This window comes from Natrarchaeobius oligotrophus (genome assembly GCF_003841465.1).
Taxonomy (GTDB): Archaea; Halobacteriota; Halobacteria; order Halobacteriales; family Natrialbaceae; genus Natrarchaeobius; species Natrarchaeobius oligotrophus.
The window spans coordinates 147,154-171,425 of the sequence record NZ_REFZ01000009.1; the positions used below are offsets into that span (position 1 = coordinate 147,154).

The 24,272-nt window shown below is 58.8% G+C and carries 21 protein-coding genes; 16 read left to right on the forward strand and 5 right to left on the reverse strand.

Going from position 1 to position 24,272, the window contains the following annotated elements; translation table 11 throughout:
• Positions 1–77 precede the first annotated feature (77 nt).
• From EA472_RS14290 to EA472_RS14320, 7 genes are all read left to right on the forward strand, one after another.
• Positions 78–1,052, forward strand: coding sequence for an ABC transporter permease (locus tag EA472_RS14290; RefSeq protein ID WP_124192195.1), 975 nt, complete (start codon positions 78–80; stop codon positions 1,050–1,052).
• On the forward strand, positions 1,045–1,965 hold the full coding sequence (locus EA472_RS14295; RefSeq protein ID WP_124192196.1) for an ABC transporter permease: 921 nt from the start codon (positions 1,045–1,047) through the stop codon (positions 1,963–1,965). Before EA472_RS14290 ends, EA472_RS14295 begins: the two co-directional genes overlap by 8 nt.
• Positions 1,962–2,996: an ABC transporter ATP-binding protein gene (locus tag EA472_RS14300; protein ID WP_124192197.1), complete on the forward strand. Its 1,035-nt coding sequence runs from the start codon at positions 1,962–1,964 to the stop codon at positions 2,994–2,996. The genes EA472_RS14295 and EA472_RS14300 overlap by 4 nt, the downstream gene beginning before the upstream one ends.
• Positions 2,989–4,017, forward strand: a complete 1,029-nt coding sequence (locus EA472_RS14305; RefSeq protein WP_124192198.1) for an ABC transporter ATP-binding protein — start codon at positions 2,989–2,991, stop codon at positions 4,015–4,017. The genes EA472_RS14300 and EA472_RS14305 overlap by 8 nt, the downstream gene beginning before the upstream one ends.
• 131 nt (positions 4,018–4,148) lie before the next feature.
• On the forward strand, positions 4,149–5,489 hold the full coding sequence (locus EA472_RS14310; RefSeq protein ID WP_124192199.1) for a M28 family peptidase: 1,341 nt from the start codon (positions 4,149–4,151) through the stop codon (positions 5,487–5,489).
• Between the two features lie 80 nt (positions 5,490–5,569).
• Complete coding sequence (locus tag EA472_RS14315) at positions 5,570–7,147, forward strand: amidase family protein (protein WP_124192200.1); 1,578 nt, start codon at positions 5,570–5,572, stop codon at positions 7,145–7,147.
• 97 nt (positions 7,148–7,244) lie between these two features.
• Positions 7,245–8,432, forward strand: a complete 1,188-nt coding sequence (locus tag EA472_RS14320) for an iron-containing alcohol dehydrogenase family protein (protein WP_124192201.1) — start codon at positions 7,245–7,247, stop codon at positions 8,430–8,432.
• A 249-nt stretch (positions 8,433–8,681) separates the two neighbouring features.
• Here EA472_RS14320 and EA472_RS14325 read toward each other — a convergent pair whose 3' ends face one another.
• Entirely contained in the window at positions 8,682–9,233 is a 552-nt protein-coding gene (locus EA472_RS14325; protein WP_124192202.1) for a carboxymuconolactone decarboxylase family protein, read from the reverse strand.
• 174 nt (positions 9,234–9,407) lie between these two features.
• On the opposite strand from EA472_RS14325, the gene EA472_RS14330 reads away from it, so the two are divergent.
• From EA472_RS14330 to EA472_RS14355, 6 genes are all read left to right on the forward strand, one after another.
• A complete protein-coding gene (locus tag EA472_RS14330; RefSeq protein WP_124192203.1) occupies positions 9,408–10,643 on the forward strand; it encodes an ABC transporter substrate-binding protein in 1,236 nt (411 codons plus the stop codon).
• A gap of 92 nt (positions 10,644–10,735) precedes the next feature.
• Positions 10,736–11,584 (forward strand): branched-chain amino acid ABC transporter permease, encoded by an 849-nt coding sequence (locus EA472_RS14335; protein ID WP_124192204.1) that lies wholly within the window; start codon positions 10,736–10,738, stop codon positions 11,582–11,584.
• Position 11,585: 1 nt separating this feature from the next.
• Complete coding sequence (locus EA472_RS14340) at positions 11,586–12,659, forward strand: branched-chain amino acid ABC transporter permease (RefSeq protein ID WP_124192205.1); 1,074 nt, start codon at positions 11,586–11,588, stop codon at positions 12,657–12,659.
• Positions 12,660–12,782: 123 nt separating this feature from the next.
• Positions 12,783–13,526 carry an ABC transporter ATP-binding protein gene (locus EA472_RS14345; RefSeq protein WP_124192206.1) on the forward strand — a complete coding sequence of 248 codons (744 nt, stop codon included), beginning with the start codon at positions 12,783–12,785 and terminating at the stop codon, positions 13,524–13,526.
• The gene (locus EA472_RS14350) at positions 13,526–14,284 is read left to right on the forward strand and encodes an ABC transporter ATP-binding protein (RefSeq protein ID WP_124192207.1); all 759 of its coding nucleotides are present in this window, start codon (positions 13,526–13,528) and stop codon (positions 14,282–14,284) included. Before EA472_RS14345 ends, EA472_RS14350 begins: the two co-directional genes overlap by 1 nt.
• 63 nt (positions 14,285–14,347) lie before the next feature.
• A complete protein-coding gene (locus EA472_RS14355; RefSeq protein WP_124192208.1) occupies positions 14,348–15,844 on the forward strand; it encodes an aldehyde dehydrogenase family protein in 1,497 nt (498 codons plus the stop codon).
• A 1,329-nt stretch (positions 15,845–17,173) separates the two neighbouring features.
• On the opposite strand, the gene EA472_RS14360 is transcribed toward EA472_RS14355, so the two are convergent.
• Positions 17,174–17,434, reverse strand: coding sequence for a hypothetical protein (locus tag EA472_RS14360; RefSeq protein WP_124192209.1), 261 nt, complete (start codon positions 17,432–17,434; stop codon positions 17,174–17,176).
• An 81-nt stretch (positions 17,435–17,515) separates the two neighbouring features.
• Positions 17,516–17,818: a hypothetical protein gene (locus EA472_RS14365; protein WP_124192210.1), complete on the reverse strand. Its 303-nt coding sequence runs from the start codon at positions 17,816–17,818 to the stop codon at positions 17,516–17,518.
• Positions 17,819–18,255: 437 nt separating this feature from the next.
• On the opposite strand from EA472_RS14365, the gene EA472_RS14370 reads away from it, so the two are divergent.
• Both EA472_RS14370 and EA472_RS14375 read left to right on the forward strand, forming a co-directional pair.
• Entirely contained in the window at positions 18,256–19,560 is a 1,305-nt protein-coding gene (locus EA472_RS14370) for an IS4 family transposase (RefSeq protein ID WP_394341348.1), read from the forward strand.
• A 68-nt stretch (positions 19,561–19,628) separates the two neighbouring features.
• The gene (locus EA472_RS14375; RefSeq protein WP_124192211.1) at positions 19,629–21,047 is read left to right on the forward strand and encodes a PQQ-binding-like beta-propeller repeat protein; all 1,419 of its coding nucleotides are present in this window, start codon (positions 19,629–19,631) and stop codon (positions 21,045–21,047) included.
• Positions 21,048–21,237: 190 nt separating this feature from the next.
• On the opposite strand, the gene EA472_RS14380 is transcribed toward EA472_RS14375, so the two are convergent.
• Together EA472_RS14380 and EA472_RS14385 are read right to left on the reverse strand one after the other, a co-directional pair.
• Positions 21,238–21,636: a VOC family protein gene (locus EA472_RS14380; RefSeq protein WP_124192212.1), complete on the reverse strand. Its 399-nt coding sequence runs from the start codon at positions 21,634–21,636 to the stop codon at positions 21,238–21,240.
• A 507-nt stretch (positions 21,637–22,143) separates the two neighbouring features.
• Positions 22,144–22,926: a hypothetical protein gene (locus EA472_RS14385; RefSeq protein WP_124192213.1), complete on the reverse strand. Its 783-nt coding sequence runs from the start codon at positions 22,924–22,926 to the stop codon at positions 22,144–22,146.
• A gap of 897 nt (positions 22,927–23,823) precedes the next feature.
• Between EA472_RS14385 and EA472_RS14390 the strand changes: the two genes are divergently transcribed.
• The gene (locus tag EA472_RS14390) at positions 23,824–24,084 is read left to right on the forward strand and encodes an ester cyclase (protein ID WP_165874901.1); all 261 of its coding nucleotides are present in this window, start codon (positions 23,824–23,826) and stop codon (positions 24,082–24,084) included.
• Positions 24,085–24,272: the final 188 nt, after the last annotated feature.

Here is a 24,272-nt window from a genome sequence, read left to right on the forward strand (position 1 = left end):
GCGTCCACGTGCTCGACGGTTTCGACGGACGGTCTCCCCGTCGAATCCCGGATCTCACCACCGGAGGGGGCCCGATAATGAGCTTCCAGTCGTACGTAATTCGTCGAATCGGACAGGTAATCGTCACGTACTGGGCGTTTCTGACGATTCTGTTCGTCCTGTTTCGCGTCGTTCCCGGCGACCCCGTTTCGATGCACGTACAGGATCTGGGTGCGGAGGCTCGCGAAGAGCGGATCGCAGAACTCGGACTCGACCAACCGTTGTACGTCCAGTACGTCGAGTATCTCAGACAACTCGCTCGAGCGGATCTGGGCCAATCGATGATCTACAACGAATCGGTCTGGAACATCATCGTGGTGAAGTTCTGGAACACGATCATCCTGATGGCGGCTTCGTTGATCCTCGCGTACGCGATCGGAATTTTAGGTGGCGCGTTGCTCGCCTGGTATCGTGGAACTGCCTTCGAGAAGGGTGGTATCGTGCTCACCCTCCTCGCCCGCTCGTCGCCCGAGTTCTGGACCGGGATCGTGTTGCTCGGCGTGTTCGTCTTCTGGCTCGGTCTCTTTCCGGTCGGGGGTATGCGATCGATCGGGAGCGAACTCGCCACCGGCGTTGGACGATATCTGTCGTGGGATTTCGTCTATCACGCCGTGTTGCCGGCGCTTACGGGGGCGATCTACTTCCTCGGGACACCCGCGTTGTTGATGCGAAACTCGATGCTCGACGTGCTCAACGCCGACTTCATCGAGATCAAGAAAGCGGAGGGTCTCCATCCGTGGAACGTCCTCTACAAACACGCCGTTCGAAATTCGATCCTTCCGCTCGTGACGATCGCGGCGATCGCGGTCGGAATGGCGATCGGCGGCTCGGTCGTCATCGAGACCGTGTTCAACTGGCCGGGAATGGGGCGAGCGATGGTGGATGCGGTCAACAACAACGACTATCAGCTCGCGATGGCGGCGTTCTTCCTGATGGGGAGCGTCGTCATCCTGATGAATTTCGTCGCGGATCTGCTCTACGTCTATCTCGATCCGAGGGTGACCTATGAGTAACCGACAGCACGAACCAGCGTCGACGACGAATAGCCTTGCCGACCAGGTTCGACGGGGTTGGTCGACGTTCACGGCGCTGTTCGGGAACGATCGCCTCGGACAGATCGGATTGCTTCTCCTCCTCGGCTTCATCTTCATCGGCGCGTTCGCTCCGTTTCTCGCCCCCTATGATCCAGGTGAGATGAATCGTGACGATCAGGGTGATATCTTGCGTCTGGACGGTCCCTCTACGGATCACCTGTTCGGAACGACACAACTCGGCCGTGACGTCTTCTCGCAGGTGATCGTCGGTACGCGAGTGTCGCTGCTCGTCGGCGTTTCGGCCGCCACGATGTCCGTCTTCATCGGCACGAACGTCGGCCTGATAAGCGGCTACAAGGGGGGATACGTCGACGATGTCCTGATGCGGATCACGGACATCGCGTACGCGCTTCCGTTCCTTCCGTTCGTTATCGTTCTCGTCGTGATTCTCGGCGCGGACATCATGAACATCATCATCGCTATCGCGTTGATACAGTGGCGGTCGACCGCACGGGTCGTCAGATCACAGGTCCTCTCGCACAAGGAACGTCCGTACGTCGAATCGGCGTACGCGGCGGGAGCAGGCGATCTTCGGGTGATGTATCGCCACATCCTTCCCAACGTTCTTCCGCTCGTTTTCCTCTATGCAGCGCTGGCGATCGCCTGGGCGATCATTGCGGAGGCGAGCATCGCGTTTCTCGGGTTCGGCGACCCCGAACTCCACTCGTGGGGCCAGATGATCTACGACGCGTACAACGTCGATGCGATTCGATTCGCGTACTGGTGGGTCATTCCGCCGGGAATGTCGATCGTCTTGCTCGCGATGTCCGTCTTCTTCGTCGGCCGAACGCTCGAACAGATCACGAACCCGGAACTACGACACAGAGAATGACACTGCTCGAAATCACCGACCTTCAGACGCAGTTCGAAACGTCCGAGGGACGGGTTCACGCCGTCGATGGCGTAAACCTCTCTCTCGAAGCGAACGAGTCGCTCGGTATCATCGGCGAGAGCGGAAGCGGGAAGACGACGATCGCCAAATCGATCGTCCGGCTGTTGCCCGACAACGGAGAGATCGTCGACGGCGAGGTGCGATACGACGGTGACGACATCACCGAGTACTCGGACCGACAACTTCGGAAACAAATCCGCTGGAACGAGATCGCCGTCATCCCACAGAATGCGATGAACGGTTTCGATCCGGTATACACCGTCGGCGATCAGATCGTCGAGGTGATCACGGCCCACACCGACACGCCGAACGACGAGGCGATGGAGCGAGCCAAGTCGCTGTTCCAGACGCTCGGAATCGACGAAGACCGGGTTCACGACTACCCACACCAGTTCTCGGGCGGAATGGCACAACGGGCGATGATCGCGCTCGCGCTCGCGCTCGATCCGTCGTTGCTCATCGCGGACGAGCCGACGACGGCGCTCGACGTCATGATCCAGGATCGGATCCTCCACCGGATTCAGGAACTCCAGGACGAACTCGACACCGCGATGATCTTCATCACCCACGACATGTCGGTCGTCTCGGAGACCTGTGACAAAATCGCCGTCGTCTACGGTGGACGAATCGTCGAGTTCGCGGATACGGAGACCATCATCAAAAATCCCCGACACCCGTACACGCTCGGTCTCAGGAACGCGTTTCCGAGCATCATGACCGACGATCAGGACCTCGTTTCGATTCCCGGAACACCTCCACCGCTGCTCGAACCCGATGAGGGCTGTCGATTCGCTCCCCGCTGTCCGTTTGCGGAGGAGCGGTGCTGGTCCGAGACGCCCCAATCGGAGCCCTACGGCGACGGCAATACGATCGAGTGTCATCGCGCGGACGAACACGAACGGATCAGGCCCGAGGCGTCGAAAAGCGAAACGTGGCGAGAACAGGAAGAGGTGATCGAAGCCGATGACTGACCCGAAACTTCGTCTGGAGGACGTCGAGACTCACTTTCCGACGAACACCGGTCTGGTCGATCGACTGCTCGGCAACCAAGGAGCGTCCGTCGTTCGCGCGGTCGATGGCGTCACCGTCGACGTTCGCGAGGGCGAGGCGTTCGGACTCGCGGGCGAGAGCGGCTGCGGAAAGACGACCCTCGGAAAGACGGCGATCCGACTCCTCGATCCCACCTCCGGAACGATCTCGTTCGACGGCAGGGACGTCACGAACATTTCGGGCTCGGAGCTCAAGTCGTTTCGACGCGAGGCTCAGATCATCCATCAGGACCCGTATAAATCCGTCAATCCTCGGTTCAAGGTCTACGACTGGGTCGTCGAACCGCTCAAAATCCACGGCATCGGAACCAAGGAGGAGCGACGAAACCGAGTCTACGAGACGCTCGAGGAGGCCGGATTACGCCCGCCTGGCGAGTACGTGAACGAGTATCCCTCCGAGCTGAGCGGCGGTCAGCGCCAGCGCGTGGGAATCGCGCGTGCGCTCGTTCTCAAACCGTCGTTCCTGCTCGCCGACGAGCCGGCGAGCATGCTCGACGTCAGTCTTCGCGCGAGCGTTCTCGACGTGTTCCAGCGACTCCAGTCGGAGTTCGGCTTGACGGCGATGTACATCAGCCACGACCTCTCGTTGCTCAAGCACATCTGCGATCGGATCGGGATCATGTACCTCGGAACGCTCGTCGAGGTCGGCCCCGCCGACGAACTGATCGCGAATCCGAAACATCCCTACACGAAGGCGCTCGTCTCGTCCGTTCCGATCATCGATCCGGACGTCGATCGAACCCCGGTCGACGTCGACGGCGAAGTGCCGGATCCGACGGACGTCCCGAGCGGATGTCGGTTCCATCCGCGTTGCCCCGAGGCGATGCCCGAGTGTCGAGAGCGCGATCCGCCGACGTTCGACGTCGGTGCTGGCCGACGCACGAACTGTCTGCTCTACGAAGAAGACGCCGCGACCGAGACCGAGCCGACTCGCGCCGAGTGACCCTTTCGGGCCGTCGAAACGCGTTGGGCCGTCGACGTTCGACGAATCTCCGTTCGAGAGCCCTAGCTGCGTTTCGTTGCCGTGCTAGACGGTCACAACTTTCAATAGCGTGGACCGAAAGGTGAACGAAGATGACGCAGTTACCACACTCCGTGGTGGGGAAGGCGTACACCAGCACGAACGCATGGGAGACGCTCGTCGATCTGGTGGAGATCGGCAATCGAATGCCGGGACACGAGGGTGAGAAACGGGGGGCAGAGGTGATGGAACGCGTCTTCACGGACGTCGGACTTCGAGGAGTCTCCGTCGACCCGTTCGACATTCCGGGCTGGTGGCGCGGCTCGTCGTCGCTTTCCGTCGACGGCGCTCGCTCGTTCGACGCTCGACACGAGATACTCGCACTTCCTGGCTCACCGTCCGGAACCGTGGCTGCTCCGATCGTCGACGTCGGAGACGGGCTACCCGAGGAGTTCGAACGCACAGACGTCTCCGACCGAATCGTCGTCGCCTCGAGCCAGACGCCCGACTCCTACGGTCGCTGGGTCCACCGGATGGAGAAGTACGCCTGCGCGGCGGAGGCCGGTGCGGCGGGATTCGTCTTTCGAAATCACATCGACGGTTGCCTCCCGCCGACCGGCGAGATCGGCTATCACGACAAGCCCGATCCGATCCCGGCCGTCGGCGTCTCGAAAGAGGTCGGTTCCCGCCTCCGACGTTACTGCGCGGACGGTGGCCCGGAGGCGACGCTGACGGTCGACTGTCGCAACGAACCGGCGCGCTCTCGAAACGTCGAGGGCGTTCTCGGCCCCGACACCGACGGTGAGATTCTCCTCACCGCTCACGTCGACGCTCACGACATCAGCGACGGGGCGATCGACAACGCCGTGGGCTGTGCGATCGTCGCGGAGGTCGCACGACTGCTGACTCACGTCGAGTCGTCCCTCGGGACCCGCGTCCGATTCGTCTGTTTCGGCTCGGAGGAGACCGGACTCCACGGAGCCTACCACTGGCTCTCGGCCAACGATCCCGATTCCGTCGAGGCCATCCTGAACGTCGATCTGGCAGGCGACTCGCGAACGTTGCTGGCGACGACGAACGGATTCGACGCGCTCGCGGACCTGTTCGAAGACGTCGGTGAATCGCTCTCGGTTCCCGTTTCCATCGACGAGCGAACCCGCGCCGTCGGCGACCAGTGGGCGTTCGTCCAACGCGGAATTCCCTCGGTCCTTCTCGGGTCGGTCTCCGAACGCGCCGATCGGGGATGGGGTCACACCCACGCCGATACGCTCGACAAAATCGACGATCGGGACGTCCGGGCGCTGGTGATCTCCATCGCATCGGCCGTGCTCGCGCTCTCGTCGGGCTCGTACGAACTCCAGCACAAATCGCCACGGACGGTCGCGGAAACGGTCGAGCCGGACGTCCGCGAGGGACTCGTCCGGGCGGGCGTCTGGAAGTTCGACGAGACCTGACCGGGGATACGGCCCGCTCTCCCGCGTCGATCGAACCGGGGACGGGATTTATGCCGCTTCACTGCCGACGTTTTCCAGAGATGGCCCCGAACCTTTCACCACCGACGGATTCGGAGATACGATCGATCAGCGCCGAACTCGGGCTGGACCTGTCGACCGACGACGTCGAGGCGTTTGCGGATCTCGCACCCGTCCTCTTCGAATCGTACGAACGGGTTATCGACCTCGAGCCGGGGAACGACGCCGAACTCGAGCGCACCCGGAGAATGGTGCTCGAGCGCCATCCCGACGGCGACGCGGATCCGCACAACGCGTGGCTCGCTCGCTGTCGAATCGACGGCGCGACCGACGGCCGACTCGCCGGATACGAGATCGGACTGAAGGACAACGTCTCCCTCGCCGGGGTTCCGATGACGTGTGGCTGGGCCGGACTCGAGGGGTACGTTCCGGAGTCGGACGCGACGGTCGTTCGCCGTCTGCTCGCCGCCGGCGCGACGATCACCGGCAAGCTCAACATGGACAGTATGGCGTTCGCGAGCAGCGGCGAGACTTCGGATTTCGGTCCGATCGGTAATCCGAACGCGCCGGACCATCTTGCGGGCGGATCGTCCGGTGGCTCCGCTGCCGCGGTCGCGGCTGGCGACGTCGACGTCGCCGTCGCGACGGATCAGGCCGGCTCGATCCGAATCCCCGCGGCGTTCTGTGGAACGGTCGGGCTCAAACCGACGCACGGACTCGTTCCGTACACTGGCATCGTCGGACAGGGATACACGTTCGATCACGTCGGTCCGATCGCTTCCTCGGTCCGTGACTGTGCTCGGACCCTGTCGGCGATCGCGGGCCCCGACGTCGTCGACGGCGAACCCGTCGATCCGCGCCAGTCCGTCGAGACTCCCGTCGGTGACCGATCGACGACGGACTTCGAGCGAGCGCTCGACGATCGCGAGGGCCGACTCACGATCGGCGTCCTCGAGGAGGGCTTCGGGTGGCCGAGGGGTGAGCCCGCGGTCGACGACACCGTCCTCGAGGCGCTCGAGATCGCCGACGACGATCAGGCGATCGAAACGCTCGAGCGGTCGGTGCCGATCCACAGCGACGGAATGCACGTCTGGGCGGCCGTCATCGCCGAATCGAACATGGCGCTGCTCCAGCACAACGGCGTCGGCTACTTCGTCGACGGCGCCTACGACGAGTCGTTCGCCCAGGCGTTCTCGGCCGCCATCGAGAACGAGGCTGCCTCGCTCTCGAAGTCGCTGCAACTCACCCTCGTCGTAGCCAGATACGTCGCCGACCGACACGACGGGCTGCTCCACGCCAGCGGACAAAACCTTCGACGGCGGCTGCGACGCGCTTACGACGAGGCGCTCGAGGACGTCGACGTCCTCGCGCTGCCGACGACGCCGATCACGACGTTCGAACGGCGTGATGGGCTCTCGACCGGCGAAATCGTGCAGCGAGCCTACAGCGCCGTCGAGAACACCTCGCCGTTCAACATGACCGGCCACCCCGCGATTTCGATTCCCTGCGGAACGGCGGGCGGGTTGCCGGTCGGGCTGATGCTGGTCGCAACCCGCCACGACGAGTCGACGCTGCTGTGGGCCGCCGACCGACTCGAGGGCCGTCTCTCGGCTTCGTCACCCTCGGACGGTCGGTCGTGATTCGTCTTCGGCGGATGGAGCGTTCCGCGGGAGCACCGTCGTCCGTCCCGCTCCTGCCATCACAACACTAATCGGAACGCTACCCGACGTGACGGACATGACGGAATCGTTCTCGCCGTTTACGTACGACTACGACGGCACCGACATTCTGTACGGCAGGGGTTCGATCGACCGGATCGGCGACTCGCTGGACGACTTCGAGTCGGACTCGGTCCTCGTCGTCTGTGGATCGAACGTCGGTTCGAACGCCGCGGTGATGGAGCCGCTTCACTCCGCGCTCGCCGATTACGAGGTGTCCGTCTTCGACGAGACGACGCCCGCCAAATCCGTCGCGACCCTCGAGAACGCCGTCGATCGACTCGAAGTCGAAGATCCCGACGCAATCGTGGGTATCGGTGGTGGAAGCAGCCTCGACATCGCCCGACAGCTCAGCGTCTTCGCCGCCGCCGAACGGGATCTCTCGACGTTCAGAGCAGCGGCGCTCGAGGGCCGAACGCTCGAACCGGTGCCCGCGAGCCCGCTCACGCCCGTGATCGTCGTTCCGACGACGTTCGCCGGTGCGGGCCTCTCGAGCGGTGGCTCGATCGAATTACTCTCCGCTGAAGACTCCCCGACGGGCCACGCCCTAAGGACGTGTGGGACGTGTCGTCCTCAGACGGTCGTCTACGATCCGGCGCTGTACGAGACGACGCCGAGAGGGACGCTCGCGGGCTCCGCGATGAACGGATTCAACAAGGGAATCGAGACGCTCTACGCCCGGAGCTCGAATCCGATAACGCGGACCCTGGCGGGCCGCGGGCTCGGAACGGTTCGTCGCGCGTTTCCGACGGCGGTCGACGACGCCGGGTCGATGGAATCGGCGGTCGTCGGCTCGATCCTCGTCCAGTTTCGTCGTCAGACGTCCGTTATCCACGCATTCGGGCACGGGTTCTCGTATCACTACCCGATCCAGCAGGGCCTGATCCACGCCGTCGTGACGCCGCACGTCCTTCGATACGTTTTCGATCGCGCCGACGGCAATCGACGCGCGACCGCAGACGCCCTCGGCATCGACGTCGGGCCGATGAACGACGACGACGTCGCGGCGGCGATCGTCGACGACGTTCGAGCCCTCCGCGACTCTTTGGACCTTCCGACGCGTCTGCGCGATATCGACGCCGTTTCTCGCTCGGACTTTCGCCGGATTGCGGCGTTCGTCCGCGACGACGTTCCGGACGAACGAGCGCCGCCGGGGCTCGAACCGACTACCGACGCCATCGAACGAGTGCTACACGACGCCTGGTGAATCCCGTTACGGAGTTCGTGGCTCGAGCGATTGCTCGCCGCTGTCCTTTCGGACACGTCGCGAACGGGAACGAGACTCGAGTTCGATATCGGCCGGACTGTGATCATCGCCGATCGATGTCCTCGAAGCAGTAACCGAGCGGGGTATCGTCGAACGCGCCTCGACGCCTCGGTTTCGGCTTCAACGTCCGGCGCTCCCGCAGTCGCGACACGAACGATCGCTCGCCGTTTCGACCGAGAGTTACCGGGCTTATTCGGCGTCTGCCAGCGGATGATCGTCCGGAATTTCGCAGCTACCCGGCCGCAAATCCATACTGGTGACGAACTTTTCTCCCGCATCCTGTAAACTTACGAACCACACTAGCTCGATTATCTCTCCGTCGTCGAAATGCTCGTGAAGCTCGTCGTACTGGTGCTGGTTGTTGTAGAACGCTTCTGCAAATCTGATCGCGACGCGTTCTTCTTCGGTGAATAGATCACACGATTCGAACTGCGCGAGTGCGCGTACTTTTTCGTCGGTAAGACCCTGTTCGCGGGCGACGTTCGAACCGACCGACGAGCAGTACTCACACCCGTGCAAGTTTGCCAGATGGGCTCGAACGAGTTCTTTCAGGGTGTGATCGATCGTCCCCTCGTAGAACGATGCGTTCCAGTTATCGACGAACGTCCGCGCGACGTCCGGTCTGTGTGCGAGAATTTTGATCGCTTTCGTCCCCGGTGTCCCGCGTTCCTCGCACTCTTCCAGTACGTCTTCGAGATCCGAACGGACGCTCGCGTCCGTGACGGGATCGATCTCCGGCATATCCGGTACGACGGTCAGGAACGGTAAATACGTTGGGCTAGGGAAACCGGCTTGCTCGACGCGGCACCTGGAAAGAATCTCGTTGTTTTGCTCGAGTCTTCTAGTTTGGATGGTGACACAACTCGATTCGAAATCACCGAAACTTTCATAGTGGGACGTTTGTATTTCTCTATCATGCCAACCGACGAGTGCAGTCGTCCATCAACGACAGTTAGTGCTCCCAACACCACCTCTCGACGAGCTTTTGTCTCTGCGGCCGGCGCTGGAGCGACTCTCGGTCTCGCCGGCTGTCTGGGTGGCGATGAGGACGACACGATCAAAGTGGGATTCGTGTTCGCAACCTCGGGACCGTACTCGCTGCTCGGGGAAAGTCACATCAACGGTTTCCAACTTCGGATCGACGAGGAACTCGGAGGGGAACTAGACGGTCGCGAAGTCGAATACGTCCAGCGCGATACGGGGGGTGATCCGGAGACGGGCGTTACGATCGCAGAGGAGTTCATCCAGAGCGAAGACGTCGATTTCCTCGTCGGCCCGGTATCCGGTGCCGTCGCGTTCGCAATGGAACCGATAGTTGGTCAGTACGAAGACGAGGTCGTCTGGCTCAGCACGAACTCCGCAAACAACGATCTATCCTACGCACGTGGTGAGTACCAGACGAGGAATATGTTTTTGGGATACCAGGCGTGGCAACTCGCTGCAGCAACTGGAGAGTGGGTTTACGACAATCTCGGTGAAACAGCAGCCCTCTCTTACGCAGATTATGCGGCGGGCATCGAATACACGGAGGATTTCCAGGACGGATATGAAGAGGCCGGTGGTGAAGTGCTCGGGGACGTTGCGATGCCCCTCGGCGAAGACGATTATTCGCCGTACCTCTCGACGATCGAGGACACCGATGCCGAGGTCGTCTGGTCGTTCTTTGCGGGTGCAGACGCGGTCAACTACATCCGGGACTTTCACGAGTTTGGTCTCGACGAGGAAATGACACAGGCGGGAGCGGCATTCTTGTTGTCTGCCGATACCCTCGAGGCCCAGGGAGAAGCGGCCGAAGGAAAGTATTCGAGTTCGATCTACACCCTCGATTACGAGAGCGAAACGAACGACGAATTCAAATCGAGCTACGAAAGCGCCTACGACACCGATCCGAACATCTATGCGGTCCTCTCGTACGACGGTGCACAGATGATGGAGACTGCGGTCGAGGAAACGGGTGGGGTCAACCCGCCGGAGCTAATCGAGGCAATGGAGGGAATGGAACTCGATAGCCCACGTGGCCCCTTCGAAATGGATCCGGATCTTCACGTTCCGGTTCACGACGTCCACATGCGGGAGGTCCAGATGGACGACGATGGCGAACCGTACAACGAAGTGGTAGATACGATCGAATCTGTTCGCCCACCGTGGTAATTTGGACGAATCTATCCAGAGAAAATATATAAATCAATCAATATGCTGTTCAGAGAGAGTCAAAACGTTCCGTACAATGCGGAGGGTGAGTAATGTCTGTCCAAGCTACGCTACTCGGACTGCAAATTGCAATGGCGTACTTTCTCATCGTCGCCGGGTTGGTAATCATTTACGGAATGATGGACGTCATCAACGTCGCTCACGGCTCATTGTACATGCTCGGTGCTTACATCGGGCTTACGTTGTACGACGTCGTCGGCAATTTTTTCGTCATACTGGTGGTGGCACCGCTACTCGTCGGGATCATCGCAGCCGGTCTCGAGACACTCACTATTCGGCCGCTTTACGGGAGACATCCACTGTATCACATCCTGTTGACCCTCGGTCTCGCGTTGATCATCGAAGAAGTGGTTAAAATCGTCTGGGGAGTTGATACGCACCGAATTCCAACTCCGGAGGTACTCAGCGGTCAAATCGTCGTCGGATCGGTGAACTTTCCCCGCTATCGGTTGTTCGTAATCGGCATCAGTCTCTTGGTCGCAGTTGCCATGTATCTCGTCTTCACTCGGACGAAATTTGGAATTATCATGCGTGCGAGTTCGAGCGACGCCGAAATGGTCGATGCACTCGGAATGGACGTTTCGAAGGTGTACACTGCAGTTTTTGTCGCAGGATCGATGCTGGCCGCGTTCGCAGGCGTGTTAATGGGTGTGACGAATGCGGTCACCCCGACGATGGGAATCGATATCATCATTATCGCCTTCGCGATTCTGGTGATCGGGGGCGCAGGCAGCCTCCTCGGTGTCGTAATAAGTTCTCTGATCGTCGGAATGCTAGTCGCGTACGTTTCGTTGTTCGCTCCAGCGATGTCAGAATTAATCATATACTTGCTAATGGCGGCTGTACTGATCGTCAAACCGTCCGGATTACTCGGTGAATAACATGAGTGAAAAATCGATTCCGACTGATCGCGCTGCTACCAAATCGGATGGCGTCCTCGGTAAACGAGGAAAGTACGGCTTGCTCACGCTCGGTATCCTCGCCGTGATAATCGGGCCGATCGTCGACGTGATCGACCCGTTCTGGTTTCGGTTACTCGTGAACGTGCTCGTATTCGCCCTGTTCGCGGCGAGCCTGGATCTGGTGTTTGGATACACCGGATTACCCTCGTTCGGTCACGCAGCGATGTTCGGTGCGGGTGGATACGCAGCAGCGCTGTTACTACTCAACGGTTTCGCTAGTGCTCTCGTCGTCCTCCCAATCGCCATCCTAGTTACGATTTTCATCTCCGTAATCATCGGCTGGATCAGCGCACGGACGAAAGATCTCTATTTCTCGTTTATCACGCTCGCCTTCGCTCAAATTCTGTTCATCGCCGCGTTTATCGATCTACCGGCGAGGATTCTCTCTCCGGATCGAATCACTCGCGGAGACGATGGTCTGGTTGGTGTCCCCGCATACGATCTCGGCGTCACTCTCACCGATCCGATGTATTACTACTTCTTTACGCTCGTGGTGGTTGCCGCTGGTGTGTACACGATAATCGCCGTTGCTAACTCTCCGTTCGGTCGTGTGCTTCGTGGTATTCACGAAAACGAAGAACGGATGCGGGCGATCGGGTACAACGTCACGAACTACAAAGTTCTCGCGTTTACGATAAGCGGTGCACTGACCGGCCTTGCGGGGGCCCTGTACGTCCCACATAGTTCCGTGGCCCATCCGAACCTATTCCACTGGCTCGTCAGCGGGGAGCTAGTGATCATCGTTCTCGTCGGTGGAATGGGGTCCATCTGGGGCCCAATGGTTGCTGCAGGTCTCTTCGTCTATCTGGAACACGTTCTCTCGGCGTTCGCAAATTGGCTCCTGATTCTCGGACTAATTTACGTCGTGTTCGTTATCTTCGTTCCGGATGGCCTTTCGGAGTTGTTGAAACGGGCTGTCAGAAATCCTCGGGATGTACCGAATAACGCAAAACGCTCGATAAAAAGCTACATAAACAGTGTTCGATACCGATGACACCAAACCCAGATAAACCGACGTCACGGACGAGTCAAACGATGAGCGCGGCCGGTGGGTACCGAACCGATTCAACCGATTCGATCAGCCGTGCGATCCGACCGCCACGGCGGAGGGACGAATATGTTGTCAACGAATAATCTCGAAAAACGTTTCGGACCGGTTCGTGCTGTCGACGACGTCACGCTGACGTTTGCCGAAAACGAAGTCACGTCGATCATCGGGCCGAACGGGGCGGGCAAGACGACGTTTTTCAACCTCATCACGGGTGAACTCGAGCCGACAACTGGACAGATATCATACAATGGGGAGCGGATTGATGGAATGAACCAACACGAAATCGCTCAGAGTGGACTTATCCGGTCTTACCAAATAACAAATATATTTCCCCAGCTATCCGTGCTCGAAAACGTTCGGCTCGCCGTCCAGGCACACCGAGACGTTGCTTCTCTGAAAAAATACGTGTTTCACTTTTCGAAATTCGACGCCGTCGTCGACGACGCATACGACGTCCTCGACCGAGCCGAGTTGACGGAGGTTGCAGACCAGAAAGCGGCGAACCTCTCTCACGGCCAGCAACGGCACCTCGACATTTGTATCGCACTGGCGACGGACCCCGAGATCCTGCTACTCGACGAACCGACGGCGGGGATGAGTCCGGAAGAAACGAACAACACGCTCGAGCTCGTAAGACAGCTCGCCGAAGAGATCACGGTGATCATCATCGAACACGATATGAACGTCGTCATGGACCTCTCAGACCGTATCATCGTCATGAACGATGGATCGGTACTCTCGGACGGGAATCCGGACGAGATCAGAAACGACGAAACGGTACAAAAAGTGTATCTCGGAGGTGGCGTCTAATGGACGCACCCCAACACGAAGAACGCGCTGGCGAAGCCAGATCGCGAGTCGACGATCCGATCCTCGACGTTTCGAACATCGATACGTACTACGGTCTCAGCCAGGCGTTACACGACGTGACGATCACCGTTGGTGAGGGCGAAGTCGTTTCTCTCGTTGGCCGTAACGGTGCCGGAAAAACGACGACCCTTCGAAGTATTATGGGCATCACGCCACCCAACCGCGGGACGATCGAATTAAACGGCCAGGAGATTCAGGGCAACAAACCACATCAAATCCGCCACAGCGGAGTCTCGTGGGTTCCAGAGGACCGTCGAGTTTTCTCGGAGCTTTCCGTCGAAGACAACCTCGATATGGCGTTGACAACGGGAACGAACGATCGGGACAAAGCGGACATCTACGACCGATTTCCGCGACTCGAGGAACGACGGACCCAGGCCGCGGGGACGCTGAGCGGCGGCGAGCAACAGATGCTCGCCATCGCAAGGGCGTTGCTTGGACCTCCAATCGAGTTGTTACTTCTCGACGAGCCGAGCGAAGGGCTCGCACCGATGATCGTCGAAGAGATCACCGACATAATACGATCGCTTAGCGACGACGATGTTACGCTGTTGCTCGTCGAGCAGAACGCCGAACTCGCACTCGAGCTCTCGGACTGGGCGTACGTTATCGAAACCGGACGGATCGTTCACGAGGATCACGCCGACGCGCTGCTCGGGGATCGCGAACTACTCGAGCAGTATCTCGGTGTCAAGTGATCGAGGGCATCGAAATCTCCCGGTTTCGGTATCGTTAAGTTGGCCTGTGGTACCACTACACACATGGTAGACATTCGTCCAGACTGGCAACTATTGATCGACGGTGGAAAAAAGGACAGCGACGGCGACGGGCAACGAGCCGTGGTAAATCCCGCAACGGGCGAGGAGGTCGCGACGGTTCAGGAGGGGACGGCCGCCGACGTCGATCACGCCGTCGAGGCGGCCCGAAACGCATTCGAGGAGTGGAGCGATACCTCGTCGGAGGAACGAGCACGGCGGTTGTATGCGATCGCCGACCGAATCGACGACCACTTCGACGAACTGGCGGAGATAGCGACGCTCGAAAACGGCAAACCGAAGAACCAATCCGGCAACGACGTGTTCACAGCGGTCGAAACGTTTCGCTACTACGCCGGTGCAACTGACAAGTTCTACGGTGACGTAGTGGAGAACTCGAAAGACGAGTTGAAGTTGAAGGTGTTCGAGCCGTACGGCGTCGTCGGCGTCGTGATTCCGTGGAACTGGCCGCCGATGCATACCGCTGACTTCATCTCTGTGGCGCTCGCCACCGGAAATACCGTCGTTCTCAAGCCTGCACCCCAGACGCCCATGAGTTCCATCCGAATGGTCGAGCTCATGCTCGACGTCCTCCCGGATGGCGCGGTGAACGTCGTTCCGGGGGGAGTCGAACCCGGCGTTGCGCTTACGAACCACGAGGACGTGGACATGGTCGCGTTCACTGGGCACGACGTCACCGGTGAGGCGGTCATGAAAAGCGCCGCCGAAAACATCAATCCAGTAATGCTCGAACTCGGCGGGAAGAATGCGGCCATCGTTTTCGACGATGCCGATCTCGAGAAAGCAGTCTCGGGTGCAATTCTCAATGCCTTCTATAACAGCGGGCAATCCTGTGCTAGCATCGAGCGACTGTTGCTTCACGAAGATATATTCGACGACTTCCTCGCGGCGTTTCTCCCGGCGATCGAGGAGCTGAACGTCGGAGAGGGGATGGATCCGAACTCACAGGTCGGTCCGATTATCGACGAGGCTCAGTACGATAAAATCCAATCCGCTATCGACGGTGCGGTCGACGGCGGAGCCGAAATTGCGGCGAAAGCGGAGTCGCCGACCGATGAGCACCTCGCCGGCGGTCACTGGGTTCCACCGACGGTCCTCACGAACGTCGACCCCTCGATGCCGATTATGAACGAAGAGGTCTTTGGGCCGGTCCTTTCGGTGACCTCCTTCAGGAACGACGACGACGCGGTCGAAATCGCAAACGACGTCGAATACGGACTAACGGGTGGAATCTGGACGTCGAACCTCGAACGCGCACATCGGGTGGCGGCGCGATTGGAAACCGGAATGGTCGGCGTCAATCGTCCAAGTTTCGTCAGTCTCGGTCTGCCGTTTGGTGGATATAAACGAAGCGGGATCGGTCGCAAGCGCGACCTCACTGAGACGATGCGCGAGTACGTCCGAGTCAAGAGTATCCAGATTGACCACACGGATGCCCGGTACTCCCTCGACCTGGATCTCGCGGAGCAGCGAACGTACTAATCGACGCCTGAGCACCGTCCACGCTTCCGATCTTCGATAGCATCGGTAGCACGTGCGTGTGTCCCCATCGTCGATGTGCGATCGATCCGGTTCGAGAGCTATGACCGCTCTCGCGTCGAATAGATCGGCGCTGTCGAGACAAATTGTCAAACCGGTGCGGACGACGCCGAGGAGACCGAGTACGTGCAAGTCGATCTCTTCGAGTTCGGTGAGACGTTCAGACAGCTAGCCGAACTATCGGACCCGCTCGGAGCCGTCACTCGAGTATCGTGACCAACCGCAGTGAATCGTCTCGCCGAGATCTCCGTCGAGAAACTGCACGACGCCCCGAACAACGCGGGAACGTGCCGGCACAACGGCTGTTAGCGGTAATTACGGAGAAAGTTGGTGCCGCACAGTCCAAACACGTCGAGTGGTACGGTGCTCAGCGACGGACGGACTACCGCTGGCTCGAGCGACGGACGCCCACGAGTCGCTCGAGCGGACTGTTATTATATCGAAAGTCTACCAATAGTGAAAACACATAATTTATAGGGAATACCTCCGAAGGTTCCGCTTACGAATATCGGCTTTGGCACGCAGGCGCCGCGGCTGCTCGTCCGGGGTTCCTGGCGAGACGTACGACGTCGAGTCCTCGATTTCGAGCCCCGCCGATCACTCAATGAAGCGGCACCGAGCGATCAAAGCCCACGTCGTACTGACGCCGAAGCTGACGAAGATAGCCGAAAACCGTTCCGCGATGCGGTCACAAAAGCGGCGGCGGACTCGAACGCGACGGTAGCCCGTACCGAACAGGCACGGACCCTCCCGTTCGGCTGCGAGTCTCGTGGTTTCTGCACCGTACGAAATCGCTCGTCAATTTGGCCCGACACCGTGACTGAGCGCGTCTACCGGTCCCGTTCACCGCTGTCGATGCTCGCTTTTTATCGTCCGCCGAACGCGCCACCGCCGACTACACAAACATATCAGACTAAATTTGTAATACCAAATTTGCCATTTGGCCCCACTCCGGATGAACGCCGTCCGTTCTCGCGCAGGCCGTCACGAATTCTAGCCGCTCGTAACCACCTCGCATTCGCCATATTTCCGGCGTAGTAATCGTTTGCAATCGCGTACGTCGTTTCGACGCCCTCCTCGACGATCCAGTCACCGATTACGTTCCTCTTTTTGTTCCCTGCCGCAGGATTCGTCGCGCTCCCGTTGGAACCGCCAAAGAGCCGTCTTCCGGGCTCTCTACCGGAATAACGCCGAATGCCCGCGAGGATCCTGTTGGTGGATCGGTGTACGAGGCTTTGTCACTTCGAATGTTCCTCTGAAACGTCTCTTCGATTAGACACTTACCGACCGGTTTCGATCGGTGACCGTATACCCCAGCAACTCCAGCATCTCCGACTGGTACCGCGAGGCGGCGACGAGCTGGGTGAGTCTCGCGATTTCGAATCGTCGGCTGGACTCGAGTTCCACCGTGACGCTCGTCGGTCCGTCCCGGTCGGTGATCGAAACGACGTACGTGCCCCACCGGTGGTCCCCCGCTTCGCTCGTCAGTTTGACGATCCCGTTTTCGCGGTCCGATTCGACCTCGGTCGTCATGCTAATCGAGCGACGCCCGAACAGATACGAGAAGTCGTAGACGACTCCGTTCGACGTCGAACGGACGTCGTCCGCTATCGCTCACTGAAACGCGAGCACCGGTGGGGTGTCGCCCTCGAAGTCGGCGAGCACCGCTTCCGGATCGGCGTTCGTTTCCAGCTCGAGCGTCCCCGAGACTTCGAAGCAGGGAATCCGCAGGAATCCGAGGAGGAGTACGACGAACGCCACTGCGGCGAGAAACGGAGCAGACACGATCACGGCGACGGCGGCGACCACCGCGACGGTCGCCAGAGCGATGCTGAGCAGCCGCTCGAGTCGTCGGTACCGGTGCGCGATCGCGGCGACCGATGGAGGGACTTCGCGATCACTGCTGGCGGAGAGCATCTTCGTGTTACCGATCCGACGGAAACGTGTTATATTCGTTGATTTTACCCTCACCTTCGGTGATGCACAATCGAATCGCTACCCAAATTGGCTGACGAAGAGGCGTGACCGAGACCGATGTTTCTGAAGCGGTGGCCGAGTCCGCGAGCAATCGCAGCGTCGTGTCGAGACGAGCTGGCGATCGTCCCCGCCGCGACTCGACTGTAACGGAATACGTCAGTCGAACTGCACGGCCGTTACCCGTTCTGAATGTCGTAGGTATTCCACCGCTCTTCTCACCCCTGTAGTACCAAAATACGAACTATAATTCAGCGCCATCCGAGCCCATTCTCGCGTTGATGGCTCGAAATGCCATCCGTCTTTAGCTAAGCCAAGAACCGCATGACTGCGGCGGCTTATCGGAGCTACTTTTCGGAAGGAATGAGGAGGTGACAGCTGTGCACACCGAAACCTCCTCACGTCACATTGAACGCCGTCTCACTAACCTCCTTCCCTCTGAAGCGCTCGAAGACCACGCCGACGGCATCGGCGTGGTCGAGCGCGAGGGGAAGCTTCAGATCCCGCCACTTGTCTGGTCGTTCGCGTTCGGCTTCGCCGCAGGCGAAAGCCGAACGCTTGCGGCGTTTAGACGCACCTACAACTCCACTGCTGACGAGTCGCTCTCACCGGGAGGCTTCTATCAGCGGTTGACTCCGACGCTCGCAGAGTACCTCCGCAACCTCGTCGAATACGGGTTCGACGAGGTCGCTGTCCCTCACACCGTCTCTGATGAGTTCGACCGCTTTCGGGACGTGATGATCGCTGATGGAACCGTTCTGCGCTTGCACGAGTTGCTCTCTGAAGAGTACAAAGCACGTCACGAGGAGCAGGCTGGAGCGAAGCTCCACCTGCTCCACAATGTCACCGACCAGACGGTTGAACACTTCAGCGTCACAGACGAGAAAACGCACGACAGCACGTTGTTCAACACAGGATCGTGGCTGGAAGGACGGCTAGCGGTCTTCGATCTCGCTTACTTCAAGTACCGGCGCTTCGCGTTGATCGACGAGAACGACGGCTACTTCGTGAGCCGGTTGAAAAAGAGCGCAAATCCGGTTGTAACGGAGGAATTACGGGAATGGCGCGGCCGCGCCATTCCCTTGGAAGGCAAGAAGATCTTCGATGTCGTGGACGATCTCTCCCGCAAGTACATCGATGTGGAAGTCGAGGTTGAGTTCGATCGGCGAGAGTACGCGGGCACGCAGTCACGAGGTACGAAACAGTTCCGCGTCGTCGGCGTCCGCAACGAGGACGCCGACGACTACCATCTGTACATCACGAACCTGTCTCGGAATGAGTTTTGCCCGGCTGACCTAGCAACGATCTACCGTTGTCGGTGGGAGGTAGAGTTGCTGTTCCGGGAACTCAAGACACAGTACGAACTGGACAAGTTCGACACGGCGAAGAAGCACGTCGTAGAAATTCTGCTGTATGCAGCGTTGTTATCCTTGGTTGTAAGCCGTGATTTGCTCGGTCTGGTCATAGAACACGCTGATGATGGGATCGTGTTCCCGCCGGAACGCTGGGCGGCGACCTTCCGGTCGCACGCCCAGCTCATCCTCCTTGAACTGAGGGAATATCTCGCCTACTCACCGCCGCCACTGCTACAACGACTGATCGAAGACGCTCAAAAGATCCACAAGCAACGACCAATCCTCCGAGAACAGCTCGCTACTACCATCCAACCGGCTGCTGAGGCTTAGCTAAAGACCAATGGCTCGAAATGCATTTGAGCACAAATCATATGTATCCTATATAACCTCTCTTCGATATGGATACCTCCGTTTTTGGGGTCGATTTGTCGCGGAGACGAGTGCTGGAGAGTTCTGTTGCAGTCGTCGGGTACGACGCCATTCCAATTTCCGATCCAGCAATCGTAGATAACAGCGAACAAGATTGGCCGACCTCTCTTCGGGATACTCGTAACAGTGGATTCACCGACGTCAGCGTCGATATTCAGGAGTCGACGATCGGTAAACGCGACGTCGCGACTTTCGATGCTGAGGTGGTGACTGGTCCAGTACTCGTAGATGATACGTACTACGTGTGTGCTTACGATACCGAACGATACTCTATTTATGAAATTGACACTGAGAAATCACTCGTAGCTACTTCCGAGTACGAAAACGATAATCGCCATCCGAGTTACGGTAATGCAACGACTCCGACCGTAGCCAGCGGTGTGGTGTACGTCACTACGGCGTACGGAATCAGTGCATTTGACATCGGTACGGGTGAGCGGATCTGGTTCACACCGATAGCTGAAATTCACTCACCTCCGACCGTTCTGGATGGAAGGGTGTACTTGGCGATACCTACGCACTCGTTCGGAGGCGGCTTTGTGTCACTCGATGCTGAAAACGGAGACATAGAGTGGGAGTCCGATACCGGAGCACCGTCACAAATCAACAACGATTTTCCAGTAGCTGTGACGGAAAATACTGCGATATTATCCGATAATGACGGGAACATCACATCCGTTACTGCTTCTACTGGCGAGGAAGGATGGAATTTCACATATGAGGTAGATAGCGATGGTTCTGCCTCCCCTGGAATACCAACTGTTCGGGACGATATCGCTTACTGTAATATCGCGGGGAGGATGGTCGCACTCGATTTGCATTCCGGTGATCGGAGGTGGGAACTCTCCTACGACGCTCGGCACTCGATGGGGGCTCCTATCGTCGTCGACGACGTCGTTCTCGGCTTCGATGAGGTTGGGAAGGTATACGCAGTATCTCGATCGGACGGGTCTCTCGTCTGGTCTACGGGCGCATTAGGTGGCGGCCCCAAACGTCTACTTGCAACTCCGAAAACGTCGTTCCTGCATAGACACGAGAGTATAACTGCTATTGATATTGAAAGCGGATCGGAACTGTATTCGATAGAAAGCACCGATGAATACATCATTCAATCCACGGGGCCGATCACGTCTGACGGAATAACTGCGATTACTATTCAGCCAGACGCACTGGCTCTCAGTATCTTCGGCCGACGACCAGCGGAAGATAATTCGGAGCGGAGTGAAAGAGAGAGCGAATCCAGCGAAAGAGGGGGAACGGAAACGGAATCTACGGATCGAACTGATACGCTCAGGCTACTGATTGCGCTCGCAGGAGGTGTCGGACTGGGGGCTCTGTACGGAGGCTACAAAAAATTCGGCCCGTCCGATGATGACGAGACAACGTGAACATGCTAGGGCACCCGTCTTCTCAAGACGAGCGTCTTCGCGCCGGCATCACTGATGTCGATTCCTGGCGCTAGGGCGTTAGTCTGCAGATCCCCTCGAAGCGGCCGCTGGGGGCGGCGACGGTCTCTTCCAGCAGTAGGTGCCGTTGTCGAGCGGACGTTGAGATCGACTTTTACGAGCGGAGCGGCGGCTAGTGAATCTTGAGTTCGACGCGCCGACCGTCGGGATCGCGGACGTACACGGCCCACGCGCGACCGTAGGCACCGTATCGCTCGTACGGTTCACCGTCTTCGACCTCGATGTCGTGCTCACGAAGGTGCGCTATCAGCGCCTCGAGTTCGTCTCGCGAGTCCGTCGCGTCGGATCGGACTAACAGACAGAGGTGTTCCCCGCCGACGTCGATTTCCTCGTCGGTCGGTACGAGGTGGACGTGTCGCCCGCCGGCGACGACCGCGACGTACGGCACTTCGCCCGCGTCGTATCGCTCGCGATCTCGGATCGCCAATCCGAGGAGGTCGTGATAGAACTCGAGGGCACGCTCGAGATCCGTGACTCGAATCGCCACGTGGTCGATGTCGACGACGTTCATGACGACCCATCCACGGTCACGAACTTAGTAACTGCTGCTCTCATCCCGTCCAGACGCTATCGACATCCCCTCGGCGAGTCGAATATTTCGACGTCCGCTCTGTCACGCGTGGTGTGCCGGAACTCGCGTCTCACTGCGGGCCCGTTCCCAGTCGCCGTCTCGGTGCGTCGTCATCGGTTCGATCTCCGTGATCATTCGGGATCGACGTCTTTGCTGGCGCTCGAGTTCATTCGGCGGTGACGAACGTTGGCCCGTCCACCAGCCTACTCAGGGAGCCGAAAATACGGCTGTCTGCCATCAAGCTTATAATACGTCCAAGCGAACCAATTATCTGCGAGGGGATGGGGGCATTCAGTCGTTGCCAGCGCTGACGATGCATCCGGACTAGACATCACCCCTCGCGATCACCGCTTTGGTCTATCGAATAACCGCTCAATCCCGTCCGTGTTCTCTCGAGCGGCTACGGTTTTACGACCAGCTGTATCGCTTCGATTTCTCGAATCGGTCCTATAGCTCTTTGAGCGGTTGTCTCGGCTCCCCCAACTGGAACACTCCTCGAACGATACCGTAGGCGACGCCAAACGTCGCTCCGTAGACGACGAGCGCGACGAGACCACCCCAGTGTATGAACGGAATCGAGAGATTTCCCTCCGAAAGGAAGCGGTCCCGGAGCGGAACACCGATTCCGACGCCCCCGAGCCAGACCATCACTCCGAACGCTCCTCCGCCCAGCGCGGTCACCGACGGCCGAGTTCGTCGTTTATCTCCAGGAATTCCCTCTAGTCCGAGTCCACAGAGCAATCCGAGCCCAATACCGATCGCACCGACCACGATCCCGCCGACGAGTGTGCTGTCGTTCCCGACGATTGTGCTCACCGACCGAAATCCCTCCTGGACGCTCACAGCGACGCCCATGGCGACGGTCGCGTAGCTGGCTGCGATGACCGTCGTTACGCCCGCACCGATCACTCGATCCAGTCCGGTTCGAATCTGGTACGCACCCGGCCGAAGCCGTCTCGTTCCCCAGAAGATAGCGACTGCGCCGATGAACAGTACGATCGAGACGAAGATGCGCTCGAGGGAGAATGTGCGTACCGCCTGTCTGTCTAACGTGTAGTGGAACGCGAACAGATCCGCCCACGGTGAGTTGTGGATCGCGTACAGTTCGCGTTCGAAGACTGGTGCAACGTGGTGTACGTCGAGGACGAGACCCCAGAGACCGCCGATCGGGATCAACCAGATCGCGTGATCGCGGTCGGTTTCGTACCGAACCGCGATCGGTGTTACCAAAACCAACAGGAGGGACGCTCCAACGAGAAAATGTGTGATCGCGGGAGCCATCTCTGGCGCAGCAACGGTGGCCGGACATAACACGGTGTCGCCTCCAATCGACTGCACCACTCACCCCGATTTTCACGCCCTTCTGTCGAAATATTCACCGACTTATCAATTCCAGACTGGCGTTTGCTCTTCGGATACGTCTCACCGTCGAACGTGCTTTCAGGAAATACGATCTGCTTCAAGCCGGTTTGTACCGAACCGATTCAATATCACTACTCGCTTTCGCCACAAAGCACCGGTGAGAAACCGGCGCTTCTCTGGGTGTCAGTTAGCGGGGCGAATGAGGTCGTCGAAGGTGTGGCTAGTAACGAGAACCCCCAACCCCGCTACGAACTGATTCTCACCCCCTCTACCTAAAACTGTCGGACAATTAATATCATCGCCTTCCGTGGATATGTGAGACAGACACACGCCTCGCAACGAACACCCCACCGGACTCCGATCGGATTATCACGGTAGTATCGGTAGTCGATTGCGAATCTCACAGTCAACCGTTTTCCATCGCTGATAGAACTATTCGAAGGTCGGTCGTGCTACAGCGGCCGTCTCTCTGGGGATGGCCGCGAATTCGTGAACGCCTTCTCGCGAACTTTTGTCCGGACATATTGAGATACTACTTAACTTGTTAGCTGATCGAATAAGACCACGTTCCTCGTCGATCGACCACCGCCGTCTAAACCGTTTGCAGCTGTACAACTGGATTCACTAGCAAAACGTCCTTCAATCCGGAATAAAATTCTACGGTGCTGTATTAAGTAATTTGGAGTAGTAGTCGAGCAGTGCGCCTGATCGCAGCGCATGCGGTCTCGGGCGTCGGTCGACACAGCGGAGAAAGAGGGAGAACCAATGGCACCAAAACTCGAAGGAACCAACAGCGAGGCAACGCAGCGCATCTGGGAACTCATCGAAAGCGACGACCTCGACGCGCTCGACGAAGTGCTGGCCGAGGACGTCGTCCTGCGCATCCCCGGCCAAGAGGAGACCCGCGGTATCGACGAATACAAAGAATACATCCGGACGTACAAGGAGGCGTTTCCCGACACGAGCTTCGAAGTGCACGACATGTTTGTCGACGGCGACGTCGTTGTTACTCATAGGGATCAGTAGGCTAGTTCATATCTTCTGGACGCGTAGAGAGTCCCATGACGACGTGGGGCGGAAAGTTGGGTGATGTTGATGAGGAGCAGTTGCGCCAGCAACTGCGCACGGAAACTGATGCGAAGGCGATCAAACGCCTCACGTGTGCGCTGCTGTACCGACAAGGTAAATCACCGGCAGAGATCGAGCAGTTGCTC

Excerpts from the sequence above, each read along its gene's own strand:
- EA472_RS14290 (WP_124192195.1), top strand. The coding sequence starts at position 78 with ATGAGCTTCCAGTCGTACGTAATTCGTCGAATCGGACAGGTAATCGTC.
- EA472_RS14295 (WP_124192196.1), top strand. The coding sequence starts at position 1,045 with ATGAGTAACCGACAGCACGAACCAGCGTCGACGACGAATAGCCTTGCC.
- EA472_RS14300 (WP_124192197.1), top strand. The coding sequence starts at position 1,962 with ATGACACTGCTCGAAATCACCGACCTTCAGACGCAGTTCGAAACGTCC.
- EA472_RS14305 (WP_124192198.1), top strand. The coding sequence starts at position 2,989 with ATGACTGACCCGAAACTTCGTCTGGAGGACGTCGAGACTCACTTTCCG.
- EA472_RS14310 (WP_124192199.1), top strand. The coding sequence starts at position 4,149 with ATGACGCAGTTACCACACTCCGTGGTGGGGAAGGCGTACACCAGCACG.
- EA472_RS14315 (WP_124192200.1), top strand. The coding sequence starts at position 5,570 with ATGGCCCCGAACCTTTCACCACCGACGGATTCGGAGATACGATCGATC.
- EA472_RS14320 (WP_124192201.1), top strand. The coding sequence starts at position 7,245 with ATGACGGAATCGTTCTCGCCGTTTACGTACGACTACGACGGCACCGAC.
- EA472_RS14325 (WP_124192202.1), bottom strand. The coding sequence starts at position 9,233 with ATGCCGGAGATCGATCCCGTCACGGACGCGAGCGTCCGTTCGGATCTC.
- EA472_RS14330 (WP_124192203.1), top strand. The coding sequence starts at position 9,408 with ATGCCAACCGACGAGTGCAGTCGTCCATCAACGACAGTTAGTGCTCCC.
- EA472_RS14335 (WP_124192204.1), top strand. The coding sequence starts at position 10,736 with ATGTCTGTCCAAGCTACGCTACTCGGACTGCAAATTGCAATGGCGTAC.
- EA472_RS14340 (WP_124192205.1), top strand. The coding sequence starts at position 11,586 with ATGAGTGAAAAATCGATTCCGACTGATCGCGCTGCTACCAAATCGGAT.
- EA472_RS14345 (WP_124192206.1), top strand. The coding sequence starts at position 12,783 with ATGTTGTCAACGAATAATCTCGAAAAACGTTTCGGACCGGTTCGTGCT.
- EA472_RS14350 (WP_124192207.1), top strand. The coding sequence starts at position 13,526 with ATGGACGCACCCCAACACGAAGAACGCGCTGGCGAAGCCAGATCGCGA.
- EA472_RS14355 (WP_124192208.1), top strand. The coding sequence starts at position 14,348 with ATGGTAGACATTCGTCCAGACTGGCAACTATTGATCGACGGTGGAAAA.
- EA472_RS14360 (WP_124192209.1), bottom strand. The coding sequence starts at position 17,434 with ATGACGACCGAGGTCGAATCGGACCGCGAAAACGGGATCGTCAAACTG.
- EA472_RS14365 (WP_124192210.1), bottom strand. The coding sequence starts at position 17,818 with ATGCTCTCCGCCAGCAGTGATCGCGAAGTCCCTCCATCGGTCGCCGCG.
- EA472_RS14375 (WP_124192211.1), top strand. The coding sequence starts at position 19,629 with ATGGATACCTCCGTTTTTGGGGTCGATTTGTCGCGGAGACGAGTGCTG.
- EA472_RS14380 (WP_124192212.1), bottom strand. The coding sequence starts at position 21,636 with ATGAACGTCGTCGACATCGACCACGTGGCGATTCGAGTCACGGATCTC.
- EA472_RS14390 (WP_165874901.1), top strand. The coding sequence starts at position 23,824 with ATGGCACCAAAACTCGAAGGAACCAACAGCGAGGCAACGCAGCGCATC.